This window comes from Methylotenera sp. E1MeOHC1 (genome assembly GCF_058745595.1).
Genome location: NZ_CP196025.1, coordinates 1,983,371 through 2,000,989, shown reverse-complemented (window position 1 = coordinate 2,000,989; position 17,619 = coordinate 1,983,371). Strand labels below are relative to the sequence as shown.

The following is a 17,619-nucleotide window of genomic DNA, read 5'->3' as shown; positions in this document are numbered from 1 at the left end:
AACAATCGAAAATTAGCACGCAGTCATATTTTCTTCACAAAATAGCAATAAAATTCATGTTAATCGATATCATGCAAGCTATAATTGGTTTAGAATTGAGTCATATTATAACAATCACAATCAATATACTTTTTTAACAAGATTTGGTTTTATTGGTTTATTACTAAGGAGTCGCACGTGAAACACACCCATATCATTTTGGCCGCGTTACTAGGTTTTGCTTCACTTACAGCCCATGCTGCGCAAGCAAATGTTACCAACGCCGAAGCGTTAACAAAAAAATACATCGGCATCGCACAAACGGTTAATCCAGAATTCGTATCTTCTGTAACAGAAGGTAAGATGTTCTTTAACCGCAAGATTAAAATGCCTAACGGCAAAGAAATGGCCTGTGCTTCATGCCATACAACCAACCCAGCTAACCCAGGTAAACACGCATTAACTGGCAAATCAATTGAGCCACTTTCACCTGCAGTTAACAACAAACGCTTTAAAGACTTAGATAAAGTTGAAGAGAAATTCACTGAACATTGCAACGAAATTATCGGTGCAGATTGTACAGCAGCTGAAAAAGCTAACTACATCATTTATCTATTAACCGAAAGAACACCTTCAGCTAAAAAATAATTAGCGATTATTAGTTAAAAAGCAGAGCCTCTAAAGAGGCTCTGCTTTTTTTATGTCCATTTCCAGCGAATACCTTCAACTGTGCCCAAAGCATCTCTATAGGACGATTTGATGCAATGCAATTACCAGGTTTGCCAGCAATACTCATCGCCAATCCCTGCTATTTAACCAGATCAAACAAGGCAGGGCAGCCCGCCAAATCACAACTCAAGCCTTACACAACTGAAGTCACACACAGAACTACAACCATGCCATCTAGAAGCAACAGCGTTAATCTCAGTTTAATTCATACCAAATATTTACTTTCCAACAACATATAAACACAAGTTCATCCAAATACTATTTGCGCAACTCAAGTACATTAATATGTTTCACGTGAAACAATCCTCTGCTTTTGCTAGCAACGCTTACAGACATTACGTATTGGTATTGACTTGCACACTCATGCGCGCCTATAGTACATATAGCAATTGGTGTAGAAACGAACATTAGACCGACAAATAATACTAAGGAGAATTTTATGGCTGGGAAATTTGAATTAAAAACGGCAAAAAGTGGTCAATTTCACTTTAACTTATTGGCAGGTAATGGCCAAATTATCTTGCAGTCTGAAATGTATGAGACTAAAGCCAGCGCATTAAATGGTATCGCCTCTATTCAAAAAAATGCAGCTGATGATGCACGCTATGAGCGCCTAGTATCAAAAACTGAGAAGCCATACTTTGTACTTAAAGCAGCTAATCATCAAATTATTGGCCAAAGCCAATTATATGAAAGCGAAGCTTCACGTGACAACGGCATTGAATCTGTGAAGAAAAATGGCCCAGAAGCAACCATTACAGACCTAACAGCTTAAGAATTACAAAAAAATAGCGCCTATATTGGGCGCTATTTTTTATTAAACAACCGCAATCTCAAGCCCCAGTAAGCGCGTAAATAACAATCCAACGCTAAGTTGAGTAGAAATCTGACTTATTTTCCGATACAGAATTTAGAGAAAATTTCACCCAATAAATCATCAGGTGTAAACTCTCCGGTAATAGTGCTTAACGCTTCTTGTGCCAGACGTAACTCTTCAGCCACCAACTCCGCTGAGTTAATTTGACTCGCCGCCAAATCCAAATGCTCAGCAACTTGTGTCAATGCAGATAAATGCCTAGCACGTGCCATAAAAACACCCTCAGCATTATTCTGGTAGCCTGCTAATTTCAGCAAATGACTTTTTAGCAGATCAACCCCAACACCTGTTTTTGCAGAAATATAAATATGCGTAGCAAGCTCTTTTTGTTCAATCAAAGCCGGTTCTTGCGTCACATCAATTTTATTGTGCACCCAAATTTTGGGAATTTCTTGCGGCAACCTAGCTAAAATCGATTTTTCTGTTTCAGTAATACCATGAGCTGCATCTACCAATAATAATGCGATATTAGCTGTTTCTGTAGCTCGCCAAGTTCGCGCAATGCCAAATTTTTCTACTTCATCGTCTGTTTCACGCAGACCTGCAGTATCAATCACATGTAAAGGCACACCATTAATTTGTATTGCATTCTTAATGGTATCGCGTGTTGTCCCTGCAATAGATGTCACGATGGCAACTTCTTCACCAGCTAACTGATTCATCAAGCTGGATTTACCCACATTAGGCTGACCAACTAAAACAACATTAATACCTTCACGCAACAAACTACCTTGTTTAGCTTTTGCAAATACGGAACGTAGTTCGGCAATAATCGTGTCCAATTTTTCCGCGACTCGCCCTTGCGTGATAAAGTCAATTTCCTCTTCAGGAAAATCCAAGCACGCTTCTACATACATGCGTAAATCAATTAACTTGGAAAGTAGGGTGTTAATCCGCTGTGAAAACTCGCCAGACAATGAACGTACTGCACTTTTTGCAGCTTCAATCGTGGCAGCATTAATAACATCAGCAACTGCCTCCGCCTGCGCTAAATCCATCTTATCATTAAGGTAAGCGCGTCGAGTAAACTCACCCGGCTCTGCCTGACGCGCACCAAGTGCAATACACCTAGCTAGCAATATTTGCATTAGCGCTGTACCGCCATGGCCTTGCAACTCAAGCACATCTTCACCGGTATAGGAGTGTGGATTAGGGTAAAAAATGGCAATGCCACGATCGATTAAATCGCCATCGGCCTGCAGGAAGTCGAGGTAAGCAGCGTGGCGTGACTTGGGGCAATGTCCAAGCACACTGACTGCAATGCTTTGAGATAAAGGCCCTGAGACCCTTACAACGCCAATACCGCCAGCACCACTAGCAGTGGCGATGGCAGCAATGGTGTCGGAGGAATTAGTGATGTTCACCTGATTTTTTTACGTGGCTTTGCTTTTTGGCAACAGATTCTGCGTGAATCATTTTATTAACATACCATTGCTGTGCAATAGAAAGTACGTTATTCACCAACCAATACAACACCAAGCCTGCTGGGAAGAAGAAGAAGAAAACACTAAATACTACAGGCATCCAAGTCATTACTTTAGCCTGCATAGGGTCTGTAGGTTTAGGGTTTAATTTAGTTTGCACGATCATGGTAGCACCCATCAGTATCGGCAGAATGTAGAACGGATCAATTGCTGACAAGTCCTGAATCCAGCCAAAGAACGGCGCATGACGCAACTCGATAGAGCCTAACAACACCCAATAAAGTGCAATAAATACAGGCACTTGAATCAAAATAGGGAAGCAGCCACCCATCGGGTTGATCTTCTCTTTTTTGTAGAGATCCATCATTGCCATCTGCATTTTTTGGCGGTCATCACCAAATTTCTCTTTCATTGATTGTAAACGAGGCGCCAACTCACGCATTTGCGCCATGCTACGATAACCAGAAGCAGAAAGTTTAAAGAATGCTGCTTTAATCAAAATGGTAAGCAAGATAATCGCCACACCCCAGTTTTGCACCAAAGAATGAATTTTTGATAGTAACCAGAACAATGGCGAGGCAATCACTGTTAGCCAGCCATAGTCAACGCTATACTCCAAACCTGGTGCAGCAGCAATTAAATCAGCCTTGGTTTGTGGGCCAGAGTAGAGGCGGGCAGGCACAGCAAGGCTAGCACCTGGTTGAATTGTGCTTAATGTGCTTTTGGTACCAATTCTAAAAATATTGCTGCTTAGTTTTTCAGTATAAAACTTACGAGCTAAACCATCTTTAGGGATCCAAGCACTTACAAAATAATGTTGCAATATACCAACCCAACCATCGTTTGAGCTGATATTTAATGGCTCTTTTGCCATGTCTTTAAATGCAAGTTTTTTGAATTTACTTGCTTCTGTATAATAAGTGCCGCCTGTAAACGTTGGCATTAATGCTGAGCCTTGGTTAGACTCACTGTCATGCACGATTTGATAATAAACAACTGGGGTAATAGCAGCGCTAGTATCGTTTTTGATTTCGTAATTCACGTCAATTTCGTAGCGATTACGATGGAAGGTGTATACCTTATTAACAGTCACACCATTGCTTACGGCACTTAAGCGCACTTCAAGCTTATCTTGACCTTCTTGCATCTGGTAGCTTGGCGCCGTGCTGGTGAAAAGTGTGTTGTGAGTAGGTAAATCCTGACCAATCAAGCCTGTTTGCGCAACATAAAGCATAGGTTTTGCTGCGTCATCCAACAACAAGTAATTAGATTGGCTGTTATTTGCGCGATGCTTACGTAGCTCTAATTTACGTAAATCACCACCCATGGTATTGATGTTGATTTTATATAAATCAGTAGTGACTGCGATATTTTGGCCAGACTTCAATGCATAAGCAGTATCAACAGGGGTATCGATGGCGCCTGCAGCAGCGCCGACATCTGTATTGGGAACTGAGCTTACAGTAGCAACTGGCGCTACCGCTGCAGGCGCATGTTTAGTTTGCCATGCATCCCATAACATCAAAATAGACATTGAAAAAATTACGAATAATACTAAACGTCTTGTATCCATATTGTTTTATAAGCAATCTATATAAAATATTAGTAATGCAACTGAAAAGAGAGTTTAAGGTACTGGATCATGCCCACCCTCACACCAGGGGTGACAGCGGCATAACCGATGAACCATGTAGTAACTACCGCGCACAGCGCCATGCTTATGAATCGCCTCTACTGCATATTGTGAGCAAGTAGGGTAAAAGCGGCATTGTTGCCCAAAAAAAGGACTCAAAATTAATTGATATCCTTTAATTAACCAAATCAATAAACGCGACATTTCCGTTATCACAAAAAAATCATGCGCACAGCGTAGTAAGTATCATGCATTATAAAGGCTGATTACCTTTTAATGGTGAAGCATTGCTGTTGTTTTGCTGAGTATTTAATGAGGTGCGCAGGTTAATTTTTTTGAGCAAAGAATCAAACTCTTGCACTACAGATAAAAAATCTTTTTTATTAAACTTTTTCTGCACGCGCACCACTAGATCTACGGGGTTAATGCTATGTTGATGTAGCCGAAAAAACTCCCGCAACACACGCCGCATGTAGTTTCTATGTACTGACGATTTCGCTGTTTTCTTACCAACAACCAAACCTAGGCGAGCATGACCTAAAGTATTAGGCTGATAATGAACAGCTAGGAATTGTGCAAAAATACGTTTGCGGAAATTAAAAACGGATGAAAATTCATCCGTTTTAATAAGCTTAGCTTTTTTCGTAAACCTAAGCGTGCGCACTATATTAAGTTTCTACTGTAATTAAACTGACACATACAGCGAAAGTAACGCCAATGGCGCTACTAACTTATAGACCTAAGCGTGAACGACCTTTAGCGCGACGAGCAGCGATAACAGCGCGACCACCTTTAGTTTTCATGCGAACTAAAAAGCCATGTGTACGTGCGCGACGTGTTTTAGAAGGTTGATATGTACGTTTCATGTGTATCTCCGACGAGCAAAATGCTACAAAGGGCGCTATTAGACCCGATAACACAGTGTTTTGTCAACGTTTATTTGGTTTTATTAATCAAGCTAACTTTTTAATTATTATCAGTTTTAATTTATAAAAATTTTATTCGCTAATTTTGAAAATGGCTGTGGATAAGTTGTGATAAACCAGCTAAAATGCAGTGGATAGATTAGCGTTTACTTGTACGCTATTTTACCAAAAAATAAAATAAAAACAATAAGTTACTAACTCATACAATCGTTGTTATTTCAATACGTTAGTTAAAAATAACTGTACAAACTAAGGTATATCACTACAGATGGAAAATTTTTGGCCTGCTTGTCTTTCTAAATTTCAGAAAGAACTTTCAGCACAACAATTCAATACTTGGATCAAACCGCTGCAAACTGAAGTTGACGGTGATGCTGTACGCATCTTAGCGCCTAATCGCTTTGTAATGCAGTGGGTTAAAGATCGATTTTTGAAAAAAATTGAACAATTTGCGCAAGAGCATAAGCCTAATATCCAAATTGAATTAGTGCTAGGCGATACTACAGCCAAAGCTACTCCAGAAGTACCAGTTAAAAAAGTTGCTGCTGAAAACAAACTAGCAATCAATGACATAAAATCTGAGAGCATTAAACACAATTTAAGCGAAGTATTGGCTAAAACCAAAAAAGCAGCAGTAGTCGCTAATAAAAATATAGACACTTCAAATTTAAACCCTACGTTTAATTTCAATAACTACGTAACTGGCCGTGCTAACCAGTTAGCGCGCGCAGCTGCGATACAAGTGGCTGAAAATCCTGGCAGCGCCTATAACCCTTTATTTATCTACGGTGGTGTAGGTTTAGGTAAAACCCACTTATTACAAGCTATAGGCAACGAACTAAGGTTACATAACCCCGATGCAAAGATTCGCTATTTGCATGCAGAGCGCTATGTGTCGGATGTGGTTAAAGCGTATGAACATAAAGCCTTTGATGAATTTAAACGCCAGTACCATTCATTGGATTTGTTACTGATTGATGATATTCAGTTTTTTGCTAAAAAAACGCGTACACAAGAAGAGTTCTTCTATGCGTTTAACTCATTAATTGAAGCAAAAAAACAAATTGTCATCACTTGTGACACTTACCCTAAAGAAATTGCCGACGTAGATGAGCGCTTAAGAACCCGCTTTAGTTGGGGTCTAACTGTTGCCGTTGAGCCGCCAGAACTAGAAATGCGCGTAGCGATTCTGCTTAAAAAAGCAGAGGCAGTAAATCTTAATCTGCCTGAAGATGTTGCATTTTTTATCGCTAAACAGATTAGATCTAGCGTACGTGAGCTAGAAGGGGCCTTAAACCGCATTATTGCCATGTCTAAGTTTACAGGTCATGCCATTGATGTACATCTCGCTAAAGACGCATTACGTGACTTAATCGCGGTACGTGGCCGTCAAGTCACGATGGAAAACATACAGAAAACTGTTGCTGATTATTACAAAATAAAAGTAGCAGAGATGTATAGCAAAAAAAGAACACGTAATTTTGCACGCCCTAGACAAATTGCCATGGCGTTATCACGTGAATTAACCAATCATAGCTTTCCTGAAATTGGTGAGGCATTTGGTGGAAGACATCATACAACTGTAATGCATGCATGTGATGAGATTGATTTATTAAGACAAAATGACGCAACGATTGCTAGAGATATAGGGTTTTTAATACAGGTAATTAGGGATTAAACAGTAAAAATTTGCGTAATTTTCTACAATGGGGTTAAGGATAAGTTGTGGATAAAATTAGCATAAGGTTGTGATTAAGAAATTTTGGAAATTTAATCAACAATTGACCCACAGTAGATTATGTTTTTACCAAGATAAAAAAACTTGTTGCAAACTATTGAAAATATTAAACAAAAAGTAGTTATGCACAAAAAAATGCAACATTATTATTGTTATTATTTTATATATATATTATTTAGGTTATAGAAATGAATATACAAATCAACCGTGAAACGTTATTAAAACCGTTAACTTCAGTTACAAGTATTGTTGAAAAGAGACATACCCTACCTATTTTGTCTAACTTATTACTTGAAGCTAAACAAAACAAAATTCATCTAACGGCAACTGATTTAGAAATGCAAATTTCGCTATCTGTAGACAGTGCTACCAGTAATGATTTTTCAACGACGATATCGGCGAAAAAATTATTAGATATTTGCAGATCACTACCTGATAACTCTGATATTAATATGGCGACTAATGACAGCCGTATTACGGTTAAAGCGGGTAAGAGCCGTTTTAATTTACAAACATTGCCTGCGGCTGATTATCCAGTCATGACTAAAACTCAGTCTCAAGGTACTGTGATTACTATTCCACAAAGACAATTAAAAGAATTATTGAAGCAAGTTGAGTTTGCGATGGCACAACAAGACATTCGTTATTATTTAAATGGCTTATTGGTAGAGGTCGTTGCTAATCGTTTAAATATAGTGGGTACCGATGGTCATCGCTTAAGTTTTACTTCGACTGAATTAAAAGAAATCTATGAAAAACAAGATGTTATCTTGCCTCGTAAAACAGTAATTGAGTTAATTAAGCTATTGGATGATAGTGAAGAGGACGTTAGCGTAGAAATTGCTAAGAACCAAGTTAACTTTAGTTTTGGTAATATTAGGCTGATTTCTAAAGTGATTGATGGTAAGTTTCCTGATTACAACCGTGTAATTCCAACTGGGCATCAAAATACATTTACCACAGAGCGTTTGGGTGTATTGTTAGCAATGCAACGCGCTTCTATTTTATCGAATGAAAAATATCGTGGTATTCGCATGGTGTTAAGTAATAATAATTTAAAATTAATTAGTACTAATAGCGACCAGGAAGAAGCTGAGGAAGAATTAGAAATCGCTTATGGCAGTGATACGCTGGATATAGGCTTTAATGTTACCTATCTAATTGATGTGCTTAACAATACCAATAGTGAGCAAGTGACTTTCTCATTTGCAGATGCAAATAGCAGCTGCTTAATTACTCTGCCGAATAACCCAGATTACAAATATGTTGTGATGCCAATGCGCATCTAACTAGTGTTTCACGTGAAACAAAGCTTTAGTATTTTTACTTAGTTAAAAATACTAAATTTAAAGATAACTTTAAAGTAAAGAAAATAAGTATGAGTGAAAACAACGCAATATCACCAGATTACGATTCATCCAGTATTAAAATATTGGAGGGCTTAGATGCTGTACGTAAGCGCCCAGGTATGTATATTGGCGATACATCAGATGGTTCTGGTTTGCACCATATGGTGTTTGAAGTGCTGGATAATGCCATTGATGAAGCATTAGCTGGCCATTGCGATGATATTAAAGTGATTATTCATCACGATAACTCGGTAAGTGTGGCTGATAATGGCCGTGGTATTCCAACAGATATTAAATATGACGATATCAAGGCAGTAAAACGCTCAGCTGCTGAAATTGTGATGACAGAACTACATGCAGGCGGTAAGTTTGACCAAAACTCTTACAAAGTATCTGGTGGTTTGCATGGTGTAGGTGTTTCTGTTGTAAATGCGCTATCTGATTGGCTTAAGTTAAAAATTTACCGTAATGGTAAGGTGCATCAAATGGAGTTTCGCCGCGGCGAAGCAGTTGCACCTTTGGCTGAAACTGGTGTAACTGATAAAAAGGGTACAGAAGTCCACTTTTTAGCCTCAGTAGAAACCTTTGTCCTGGTTGAATACCATTTTGAAATTTTAGCTAAGCGTATTCGCGAGCTGTCATTCTTGAATAACGGTGTGAAAATTGAGTTGATAGACCAGCGTACAGGGAAAAGTGAAAATTTTGCCTATTCCGGCGGCATCAAAGGCTTTGTAGAGTATATGAACCGCAGTAAAACGGTGCTGCATCCTAAAACCTTTTATGCGTCTGGTGAAAAAGACGGCATGACCATTGAAGTAGCTATGCAATGGAATGACTCCTACAGTGAAACTGTGCAATGTTTCACCAATAATATCCCGCAGCGTGATGGTGGTACGCATTTAACTGGCCTACGCACAGCAATGACACGTACTTTAAACCAGTATATTGAACAAAGTGAACTGGCTAAAAAAGCAAAAGTTGAAACAACTGGTGATGATATGCGTGAAGGGATTACCTGCGTACTATCAGTTAAAGTGCCAGATCCTAAATTCTCATCTCAAACTAAAGATAAATTGGTTTCAAGTGAAGTACAGCCGGTAGTGTCTGAAGTTGTATCAGCAAAATTGGCTGAGTTTTTACAAGAAAACCCTGCAGATGCCAAAATTATCTGCGGTAAAGTAGTGGAAGCAGCACGTGCCAGGGAAGCGGCACGTAAAGCACGTGAGATTACACGCCGCAAAGGGGTGATGGATACCATGGGTCTGCCTGGTAAATTGGCAGATTGCCAAGAAAAAGACCCAGCGCTTTGTGAAATTTATCTAGTCGAGGGTGACTCTGCGGGCGGCTCAGCCAAACAAGGCCGAGATCGTAAAAATCAGGCGATTTTGCCGCTAAAAGGTAAAATTTTGAACGTAGAAAAGGCGCGTTTTGATAAGCTACTAGGCTCACAAGAGATTGCAACGTTGATTACTGCGTTAGGCACCAGCATTGGTAAAGCAGACTTTAGTGCTGAAAAATTGCGTTACCACCGTATCATCATCATGACCGATGCGGACGTTGATGGTGCACACATTCGTACCTTGTTACTCACTTTCTTCTATCGCCAAATGACAGAGTTGGTGGAACGTGGCCATATTTATATTGCGCAACCACCGTTATACAAAGTCAAACAGGGTAGGGACGAGCGTTACCTTAAAGATGAGCAAGAGTTAGATATTTATTTACTGCAATCTGCGCTTAAAAATGCAGAGCTAGACACTAAAACCAATGCTGGCATCTTAAAAGACGAAGCTCTATCTGAAATAGCCAAACAAGTTGTGCTGACAGAAGCTGTAATTCGCCGTATTGCCGCACTGTATGACGAGAGCGTATTACGAGCGATTCAGGATGCTGGTGCTATCGATTTAAGCACAGAAGCAAGTGCGAATGCGATTGCAGAGAAGTTGCGCCCGATTCTAGGTGCGGTAGGTAGTGAAGTGATTGTTGCTTTTGATGCGGAAACTAATGCTTACCGCTTAGAAGTTAACAAATACGTACACGGCAACTTGCAATGCTGTGTGATTAATGCTGAATTTTTAAGCAGTGGTGATTACAGACAATTGCTAAAAACCTCAAATATGCTCAATGGTTTAGTGGGTGTAGGTGCGATTGTTAAACGTAACGAAAAAGAGCAGACTGTATCTACGTTTAAACAAGCACTGGACTGGCTGCAAGGTGAAGCGAAAAATACACTGAATATTCAACGCTATAAAGGTCTTGGTGAAATGAACCCAGAGCAGTTATGGGAAACTACCATGGATCCAAAAGTGCGTCGCTTACTCAAAGTACAAATTGATGACGCGATTGCCGCAGACGAGATATTCACTACCCTGATGGGCGATAACGTTGAGCCTAGGCGTGCATTTATTGAAAATAACGCGCTGGGTGTGGGTAATTTGGATGTTTAGTTTGTAGTAAATTTACATTTACGTGAAACCTAAATTTCAGTTTTAACTAAAACGGCAACCAAATAGGTTGCCGTTTTTAAATGTAATCTAGATTAATGCTTACTTCAACTACATTGGCTTAGATAGCTGCCGTAACGCTTGCTTTCAATTGGGTTGTTGCTCTGCCTATTAATTGGCTAAGTTGTCTGCTGTCGTCATACAGTGCACCTTGGGATGCGCCTGTATCTGAATCTGCTATCAGTTGCGCAAAGGCATCTGGTAAGCCAACTTTTATCAGTAAGGCTTGATACTCTTGCTCAGGTAAGTTGATGTAGTTGATGGTTTTTCCGCTTTGTTGGGATACTTCTGCAGCTAACTCTGTCAGTGTGTAAGCGCTATCGCCGGCTAATTCATAAATTTTTCCTGCCTGATTTTCTGTAGTGAGTACCGTAACGTCTGCTTGTGCATAGTCTGCTCGGCTCGCTGAGGCAATTTTGCCGTCTGCCGCACATCCGTACAAGGCGCCGTGGGCAATACTTTGAGCTAAGGAGCTGGTGTAGTTCTCGGTGTACCAGCCATGACGTAATAGTACAAATGGTACATTAGCGCTTGCAAGATATTGTTCGGTAGCCTGATGCTCTGCTGCCAAGCCTAGTGGGGAGGTATCTGCATGTAATAGGCTGGTGTAGGCTAATAACTTAACATTTGCTCTTTTTGCAGCATCAATCACAGTGCGGTGCTGCGCGAAGCGCTGGCCGATTTCATTAGATGAAATCAGTAATACTTTGCTGGCACCAGCTAATGCTGCATCCCATGATTGGGGTTGGCTGTAGTCAGCATAACGTACTTGAATGCCTAGATCGGCCAGATCTTTGGCTTTATCAGGGTTTCGAACTGCGGCTACTATATTGGATGCAGGGATTGTTTTTAAAAGTGAGGCAATCACTAAACGGCCTAATTGGCCAGTTGCGCCGGTAATAACTATCATAAAAAAACCTTTCTAGTACGATGAATGAATTGGTGTAATGCATAATAATCTATATACTTACTATTAGTAAGTACGTACAAAAAGGTAAGTATCATGACTACACAACAAGCAATTACACTATCTGAGCGCATGCTGCGTGGAGAGGTGTTTTCAGATAAATGCCCATCACGTGAAATACTGAAACATGTGACTAATCGTTGGGGTGGGTTGGTGCTGGTGGCGTTATTGCAAGGTATGCACCGCTTTAGTGATTTACGCAGAAAATTAAGCGGTGTGAGTGAGAAAATGTTGGCACAAACACTGCAAACATTAGAGCAGGATGGTTTTATTTTGCGTGTATCTTATCCGGTAGTGCCGCCGCATGTAGAGTATTCATTAACGCCAGTGGGTGAGGAGTTGGCAAAACAGGTAGAACTGCTAGTCGATTGGATAGAAATAAATTTACCTAGAATACTAGAAGCCAAAAAATCCGATATTACTAGTGAAAACGATGCGTAAATTTAGATGAATCAATAGATTGAATAATTAATGCTTAGTGTTAGCTTTACAGAAATTAGAAATGCGTTTGAATTTGTGAGCTCTGGCTCAACATCGCAGCATCATGCCTATATCGATAAAGATACGGGCGCAATTTACTGGACATCCAGCGTGCTGACGCTGGAGGAAGAGGTACCTGACGACCTTGAAACCTCATCAAATTACATACAAGTGCCGCATAAAAACGCATTAAAACTTGGTCAGAGCTTTGCTTTGTCTTTTATTGATCAAGAATTACCACACGAGTACAACTTTGTAGCTAGTTTATTTCGTAAGAGAGGTGCCTACAGGCGCTTTAAAGATATGTTGCAATACTCTGGCTTGCTAGAAAAGTGGTACGCGTTTGAGGCGCAAGCTTCTGATGATGCTTTGATAGCCTGGTGTCAGGAAAATGGAATGAATCTGACAGATATAGAACAGTAGAAGATTTAAATCACCATCTACTGTCAATATTGAAAATATCTAACGTTTTTTTAATTTACACTCGAAACTCAGTTGGTCTGACAATTCTTTATAGCTGGAAAGTGCTCCCGTGGCAGAGGAGTAAGGGTCACTAGCTAGATATTTGATGTACTTTAATTGGCGCGGGCTCACTTTTTTACTAATCAAATCAGTTTTACACGTGCAGGCATTTGCGTTACTTTCGCTGATATATTCGCTTTCGCATAAACTTATTTCTCGATCTATCAAGCTTGCTGGCCAAGATTCAGTATTTTTACTGTTAGGGCTCAGCGTTGCTCTGCTTTGTGCGAGCGTTGCATATAACAACTCCACTGAAGCGCGATTTTTTCCTAGTGCGGAGCTTTGTAGTATATCTTTGTGCTGGATTGATAAAGTATTAGCCTCAACTCTTGCGTTAGCGATCAGTGTAGTTTGGCTTGGCAGTTCATAACCTTGACCAGCCAGCATAATGCGTTTAGCTGGGTTGGCATTCAATAATTGGTTAGCCTCATCAATATCTGCACTGGGTAATGTATAAGTAATAGTTACATTACATGTATTCTCTGGTTGTTTTACGTCCGCTTTGGTTTGCGCTGCGACACTCACTGCTAACAATTTGTCTTCAATTGCATCTGTCATCGTGGCTACGTTACGTGAGACTAGGTACATTTCCTCATTTACTTTTAATTGCTCAATCGATTTATAGTCTAGGCACGCGTAGGCATTATTTAAGGAAAGCCAGCACATTGAGGCAAAGGCTAAGAGACTAACTATTAGATTGCGCATGTTTAACCCTTATTACTTAACAAATATTGCTAGATATGAGCTACGCAAAAATAATAAGTTCTTCTATAGATGTGGTTTATTAGCTTACCTTTGATGATGCCATATTAACAGCGACGACTGCTGGATGGTTGGCGCGACGTTCTACAGAAATGGCGTAGAATCGCTCGGCAACGTGATCGGTCTCACCAATTTTAATCACATTGTGTTGTGTAATCACTTCGTCCTCGATAATGGACGGCGCGCAGAATATACCAACACCAGCTTGACCAAAGGCACGCATCAGTGCGCTATCATCAAACTCGCCCACAATTTGTGGCTGAATACGCAGTGTGTTAAGCCATGACATCAGGCGTTTACGTACTGCACTATCTTCACCTGGCACTAGTAACGGCGAGTTACTCAATTGGTGTGGAAATTCAAGCTCAGTGGATGGTACAAGGGCAGGAGCAGCAAAGAAACTTAAGCCGCACTCTAAGAGTTGATGGCTGCGGCCTTTAATATCAATCTCGCTCGGCATGGGCCGATCAGATAGCACTAAATCTAGTCTATGAATGGCAAGCTCACCGAGTAAAGACTCTAGTTTGCCTTCACGGCAAATAATTTTAATTGGCTCTGCTAATGACATTGCCGGCGCCAGTAATCGATAGGCGATGGATTTGGGAACGGCATCTGAAATACCCACTCTAAATAGTCGTGAGCGTTCTTTGGAGCCTGCGCGCAATGTTTCTTCTAGTGCATTGCCTGTTTGGAATATATCATCAGCATAAGTGAGTGCTAACTCCCCAGTTTCAGTCAGTTCAATGCCGCGCCCGACTTTTCTGAATAATGAAACCCCCAGTGAGGCTTCAAGAATTGCAATTTGCCCGCTGATGGTTTGTGGCGTTAAATGTAGTTGTTTGCTGGCTTTCACAATGCTGCCAGCTTTGGCCACCGCCCAAAAGTAATGGAATTGTTTGTAATTAATCATATAGATGAACAATAGCTCGTAAAAACCGAATAATCAATCAGAAATATTCTGCTTTTATTGAATATAGAAACATACTAAAGTAGCAACATGATAATCATGCTTGATTTAATTAAGCGTTGATTCAACCGAAGGAGACCATATGAAACGTATTTTATATTTTCTAGCAACCAACTTGGCCATAGTGTTTGTGCTTTCTATCACCATGCGTATTTTGGGTGTAGAGCCATATTTAAACGCTAACGGCTTGGATTTAAGTAATTTATTAGCTTTTTCAGCCATCATGGGTTTTGGTGGTGCGTTTATATCGCTAGCTATTTCAAAATGGACAGCAAAACGCATGTCTGGCGCGGTAGTGATTGAAGAGCCGCGTACACCGACTGAGATCTGGCTAGTAAAAACAGTGCGCCAACAGGCGGATGCCGTGGGGATTAAAATGCCGGAAGTGGCTATTTTTGATACGCCTGAAGTCAACGCATTTGCAACCGGGATGACTAAAAATAGCTCTCTAGTAGCGGTATCGAGTGGTTTGTTAAATACCATGACGCGCGATGAAGCGGAGGCGGTGCTGGCACATGAGGTATCGCACATTGCCAATGGAGATATGGTCACGCTGACCTTAATTCAAGGGGTGGTGAATACGTTTGTGATGTTCTTATCACGCGTGATTGGCTACGTTGTGGATAAGGTGGTATTTAAAACCGAGCGCGGCACTGGCCCTGCATTTTTTATCACCATGATGATTGCGCAATTTGTATTAGGTATCTTGGCATCGATGATTGTGATGTGGTTTTCACGTCAACGTGAGTTTAGAGCAGATGCGGGCGCAGCTAAATTATCAAGTAAAAACAAAATGATTGCAGCACTGCAACGTTTGCAGGCGCAGCACGAGCCTTCAGCACTGCCTGAGCAAATGGCTGCTTTTGGTATATCAGGCAAAGGTGGCTTATCAAAACTGTTTGCTAGCCACCCAGGCTTGGATGAGCGTATTGCCGCATTGCGTGAGGCACAATAAGTAAAAGCGGCTACTGTTAACAAGGTAGCCAATGAAGTAAACCAAGGCTGAGAGATATGAGCGGTATTTCTCGGCCTTATTTATGTTCGGTAGCGTTATGGCGTGTAATGCCGATAGATTAATAATGATACAGAAAATGAGAGGCGCGCATGAGTGGGTTAGAGTCGGTAGGCGCTTGGTGGATGTGGGGCGGGTTTGGTGTATTTGTGATCGTGATGCTAGCGATTGATATGTTTGCATTAGGGCGTAAAGGCGCGCATAGGGTAGGGGCGCGTGAGGCGCTTATTTGGTCGTTGGTATGGTTTAGCTTGGCCATGCTATTTGGCGCGGCGCTATGGGCCTGGCTTGATCATACCAGTGGTAGAGCGATTGCCGATGCCAGAGCCATGGAATACCTGACGGGTTACTTGCTTGAAAAAACCTTGGCGATGGATAACATCTTTGTATTTGTGATGATCTTCAGTTATTTTGCCGTACCGTTAGAATATCAAAAGCGCATATTGGTGTATGGGGTGCTAGGAGCGATTATCTTACGCGCACTAATGATACTGGTCGGGGCATGGCTAATTGCTGAGTTCCATTGGGTACTGTATGTGTTTGGTGCGTTTTTATTGATCACTGGTATCAAGATGTTTGTGTTTGCTGACCATGAGCCTAATTTAGCGACGAATCCATTATTAAAATGGTTGCGCCAGCATATGCGTATTACCGATAAGTTTCATGCGGATAAGTTTTGGATTACACAGAACGGTGTGCGTTGGTTTACGCCCATGTTTTTGGTATTGGTGCTGATAGAATTTTCAGATGTGATTTTTGCGATGGATAGTATCCCGGCGATTTTTGCGATTACCGATGACCCGTTTATCGTGTTTACCTCCAATATTTTTGCGATATTAGGTTTGCGTGCCTTGTACTTCTTGCTGGCAGATATGGCAGAGCGCTTTCACTTACTCAAATTTGGTTTGGCGTTGGTATTAATCTTTATTGGCACGAAAATGCTGATTGTCGAGTGGTTTAAGGTTCCGGTCGCTGTGTCATTGGGTGTAGTGGTCGCTGTGCTGGGGACTAGTATGCTACTGAGCTTAATTGCTACCAGAAAGCCTGATTAGCATTAACGTGTCTGCAATAAAAAAGCCCGCATTGTGCGGGCTTTTTTATTGCTTAATACATCTTAATTAAAAAGATATACGCTTCATGGTGCCGTCTTTATCAATCCACTTATGTTTTAACGCACCTAAAATATGCAGGATGATGGTAATTAGAAAGATAGCGCCGATAATCTCATGCGCTTCTTTGAATACGTCACGCAGCGTACTGTTATCTAAACCAGCAATGATATCGATACCAAACCACTTTACGCCGTACTTGCCGCTCATGGCCATGATTAAGCCGCTCACTGGCATTAACACCATTAATAAATACAGTAGATGGTGTGTGCCAGTTGCTAGTTTCTTTTCCCATGCCTTGTATGAAGCAAGCATCGCCGGTGGGCGGTGTGTAATGCGCCATAGCACACGCAGAGCAATCAGTGCTAATAAGGTAACGCCGATAGATTTATGCAGGTTAAAGTAAAAGTTTCTTGGGCTGGCTTCTTCCGCAAGATGCCAGGTGTAAACACCTAGATCGAACAAATCAAAAGCAGTTTGTTTGGCAGCTTCTTTGGGCAACTCAGTCATATACCAACCCAGTGCAAACATGGCGATCACCACAAGTGCGATCAACCAGTGAAGAATAACCGCGGTTTTTGTATAGCGTGAAGAATCTTGATTCATAGTAATATCCTAATAGCACTTCAGTTGAAGTCCAA

The 17,619-nt window shown here is 40.9% G+C and carries 18 protein-coding genes; 9 read left to right on the top strand and 9 right to left on the bottom strand.

Annotation, left to right across the window (positions count from 1 at the left end):
- The first annotated feature begins 177 nt into the window (after positions 1–177).
- Together ACSSU7_RS09415 and ACSSU7_RS09410 are read left to right on the top strand one after the other, a co-directional pair.
- A complete protein-coding gene (locus ACSSU7_RS09415) occupies positions 178–627 on the top strand; it encodes a DUF1924 domain-containing protein (RefSeq protein WP_492516239.1) in 450 nt (149 codons plus the stop codon).
- A gap of 520 nt (positions 628–1,147) precedes the next feature.
- Positions 1,148–1,483 carry a YegP family protein gene (locus ACSSU7_RS09410; protein WP_492516238.1) on the top strand — a complete coding sequence of 112 codons (336 nt, stop codon included), beginning with the start codon at positions 1,148–1,150 and terminating at the stop codon, positions 1,481–1,483.
- A gap of 116 nt (positions 1,484–1,599) precedes the next feature.
- On the opposite strand, the gene mnmE is transcribed toward ACSSU7_RS09410, so the two are convergent.
- From mnmE to rpmH, 5 genes are all read right to left on the bottom strand, one after another.
- On the bottom strand, positions 1,600–2,949 hold the full coding sequence (gene mnmE / locus ACSSU7_RS09405) for a tRNA uridine-5-carboxymethylaminomethyl(34) synthesis GTPase MnmE (protein WP_492516237.1): 1,350 nt from the start codon (positions 2,947–2,949) through the stop codon (positions 1,600–1,602).
- The gene (gene yidC / locus ACSSU7_RS09400) at positions 2,936–4,582 is read right to left on the bottom strand and encodes a membrane protein insertase YidC (protein ID WP_492516236.1); all 1,647 of its coding nucleotides are present in this window, start codon (positions 4,580–4,582) and stop codon (positions 2,936–2,938) included. Before yidC ends, mnmE begins: the two co-directional genes overlap by 14 nt.
- A gap of 54 nt (positions 4,583–4,636) precedes the next feature.
- Entirely contained in the window at positions 4,637–4,846 is a 210-nt protein-coding gene (gene yidD, locus ACSSU7_RS09395; protein ID WP_492516235.1) for a membrane protein insertion efficiency factor YidD, read from the bottom strand.
- Between the two features lie 49 nt (positions 4,847–4,895).
- The gene (rnpA, locus tag ACSSU7_RS09390; RefSeq protein ID WP_492516234.1) at positions 4,896–5,306 is read right to left on the bottom strand and encodes a ribonuclease P protein component; all 411 of its coding nucleotides are present in this window, start codon (positions 5,304–5,306) and stop codon (positions 4,896–4,898) included.
- A 67-nt stretch (positions 5,307–5,373) separates the two neighbouring features.
- Positions 5,374–5,508, bottom strand: a complete 135-nt coding sequence (rpmH, locus tag ACSSU7_RS09385; RefSeq protein WP_015833284.1) for a 50S ribosomal protein L34 — start codon at positions 5,506–5,508, stop codon at positions 5,374–5,376.
- A gap of 328 nt (positions 5,509–5,836) precedes the next feature.
- Between rpmH and dnaA the strand changes: the two genes are divergently transcribed.
- The 3 genes from dnaA to gyrB all read left to right on the top strand — a co-directional run bounded on the left by dnaA (position 5,837) and on the right by gyrB (position 11,102).
- Positions 5,837–7,246 (top strand): chromosomal replication initiator protein DnaA, encoded by a 1,410-nt coding sequence (dnaA, locus tag ACSSU7_RS09380; RefSeq protein ID WP_492516233.1) that lies wholly within the window; start codon positions 5,837–5,839, stop codon positions 7,244–7,246.
- Positions 7,247–7,494: 248 nt separating this feature from the next.
- Positions 7,495–8,595 (top strand): DNA polymerase III subunit beta, encoded by a 1,101-nt coding sequence (gene dnaN / locus ACSSU7_RS09375; protein WP_492516232.1) that lies wholly within the window; start codon positions 7,495–7,497, stop codon positions 8,593–8,595.
- Between the two features lie 89 nt (positions 8,596–8,684).
- Positions 8,685–11,102: a DNA topoisomerase (ATP-hydrolyzing) subunit B gene (gene gyrB / locus ACSSU7_RS09370; RefSeq protein ID WP_492516231.1), complete on the top strand. Its 2,418-nt coding sequence runs from the start codon at positions 8,685–8,687 to the stop codon at positions 11,100–11,102.
- Between the two features lie 118 nt (positions 11,103–11,220).
- On the opposite strand, the gene ACSSU7_RS09365 is transcribed toward gyrB, so the two are convergent.
- Entirely contained in the window at positions 11,221–12,069 is an 849-nt protein-coding gene (locus ACSSU7_RS09365; protein ID WP_492516230.1) for an SDR family oxidoreductase, read from the bottom strand.
- Between the two features lie 93 nt (positions 12,070–12,162).
- Between ACSSU7_RS09365 and ACSSU7_RS09360 the strand changes: the two genes are divergently transcribed.
- Complete coding sequence (locus tag ACSSU7_RS09360) at positions 12,163–12,567, top strand: winged helix-turn-helix transcriptional regulator (protein WP_492516229.1); 405 nt, start codon at positions 12,163–12,165, stop codon at positions 12,565–12,567.
- 30 nt (positions 12,568–12,597) lie between these two features.
- On the top strand, positions 12,598–13,029 hold the full coding sequence (locus ACSSU7_RS09355) for a UPF0158 family protein (protein ID WP_492516228.1): 432 nt from the start codon (positions 12,598–12,600) through the stop codon (positions 13,027–13,029).
- Between the two features lie 39 nt (positions 13,030–13,068).
- Here ACSSU7_RS09355 and ACSSU7_RS09350 read toward each other — a convergent pair whose 3' ends face one another.
- Together ACSSU7_RS09350 and nhaR are read right to left on the bottom strand one after the other, a co-directional pair.
- Positions 13,069–13,833 carry a hypothetical protein gene (locus tag ACSSU7_RS09350; protein ID WP_492516227.1) on the bottom strand — a complete coding sequence of 255 codons (765 nt, stop codon included), beginning with the start codon at positions 13,831–13,833 and terminating at the stop codon, positions 13,069–13,071.
- A 79-nt stretch (positions 13,834–13,912) separates the two neighbouring features.
- Positions 13,913–14,800, bottom strand: a complete 888-nt coding sequence (gene nhaR, locus ACSSU7_RS09345; protein ID WP_492516226.1) for a transcriptional activator NhaR — start codon at positions 14,798–14,800, stop codon at positions 13,913–13,915.
- Between the two features lie 139 nt (positions 14,801–14,939).
- Between nhaR and htpX the strand changes: the two genes are divergently transcribed.
- Both htpX and ACSSU7_RS09335 read left to right on the top strand, forming a co-directional pair.
- Positions 14,940–15,812: a protease HtpX gene (htpX, locus tag ACSSU7_RS09340; protein WP_492516225.1), complete on the top strand. Its 873-nt coding sequence runs from the start codon at positions 14,940–14,942 to the stop codon at positions 15,810–15,812.
- A gap of 149 nt (positions 15,813–15,961) precedes the next feature.
- Positions 15,962–16,921, top strand: a complete 960-nt coding sequence (locus ACSSU7_RS09335) for a TerC family protein (RefSeq protein ID WP_492516224.1) — start codon at positions 15,962–15,964, stop codon at positions 16,919–16,921.
- Positions 16,922–16,987: 66 nt separating this feature from the next.
- On the opposite strand, the gene ACSSU7_RS09330 is transcribed toward ACSSU7_RS09335, so the two are convergent.
- On the bottom strand, positions 16,988–17,584 hold the full coding sequence (locus tag ACSSU7_RS09330; RefSeq protein WP_492516223.1) for a cytochrome b: 597 nt from the start codon (positions 17,582–17,584) through the stop codon (positions 16,988–16,990).
- Between the last annotated feature and the right edge of the window lie 35 nt (positions 17,585–17,619).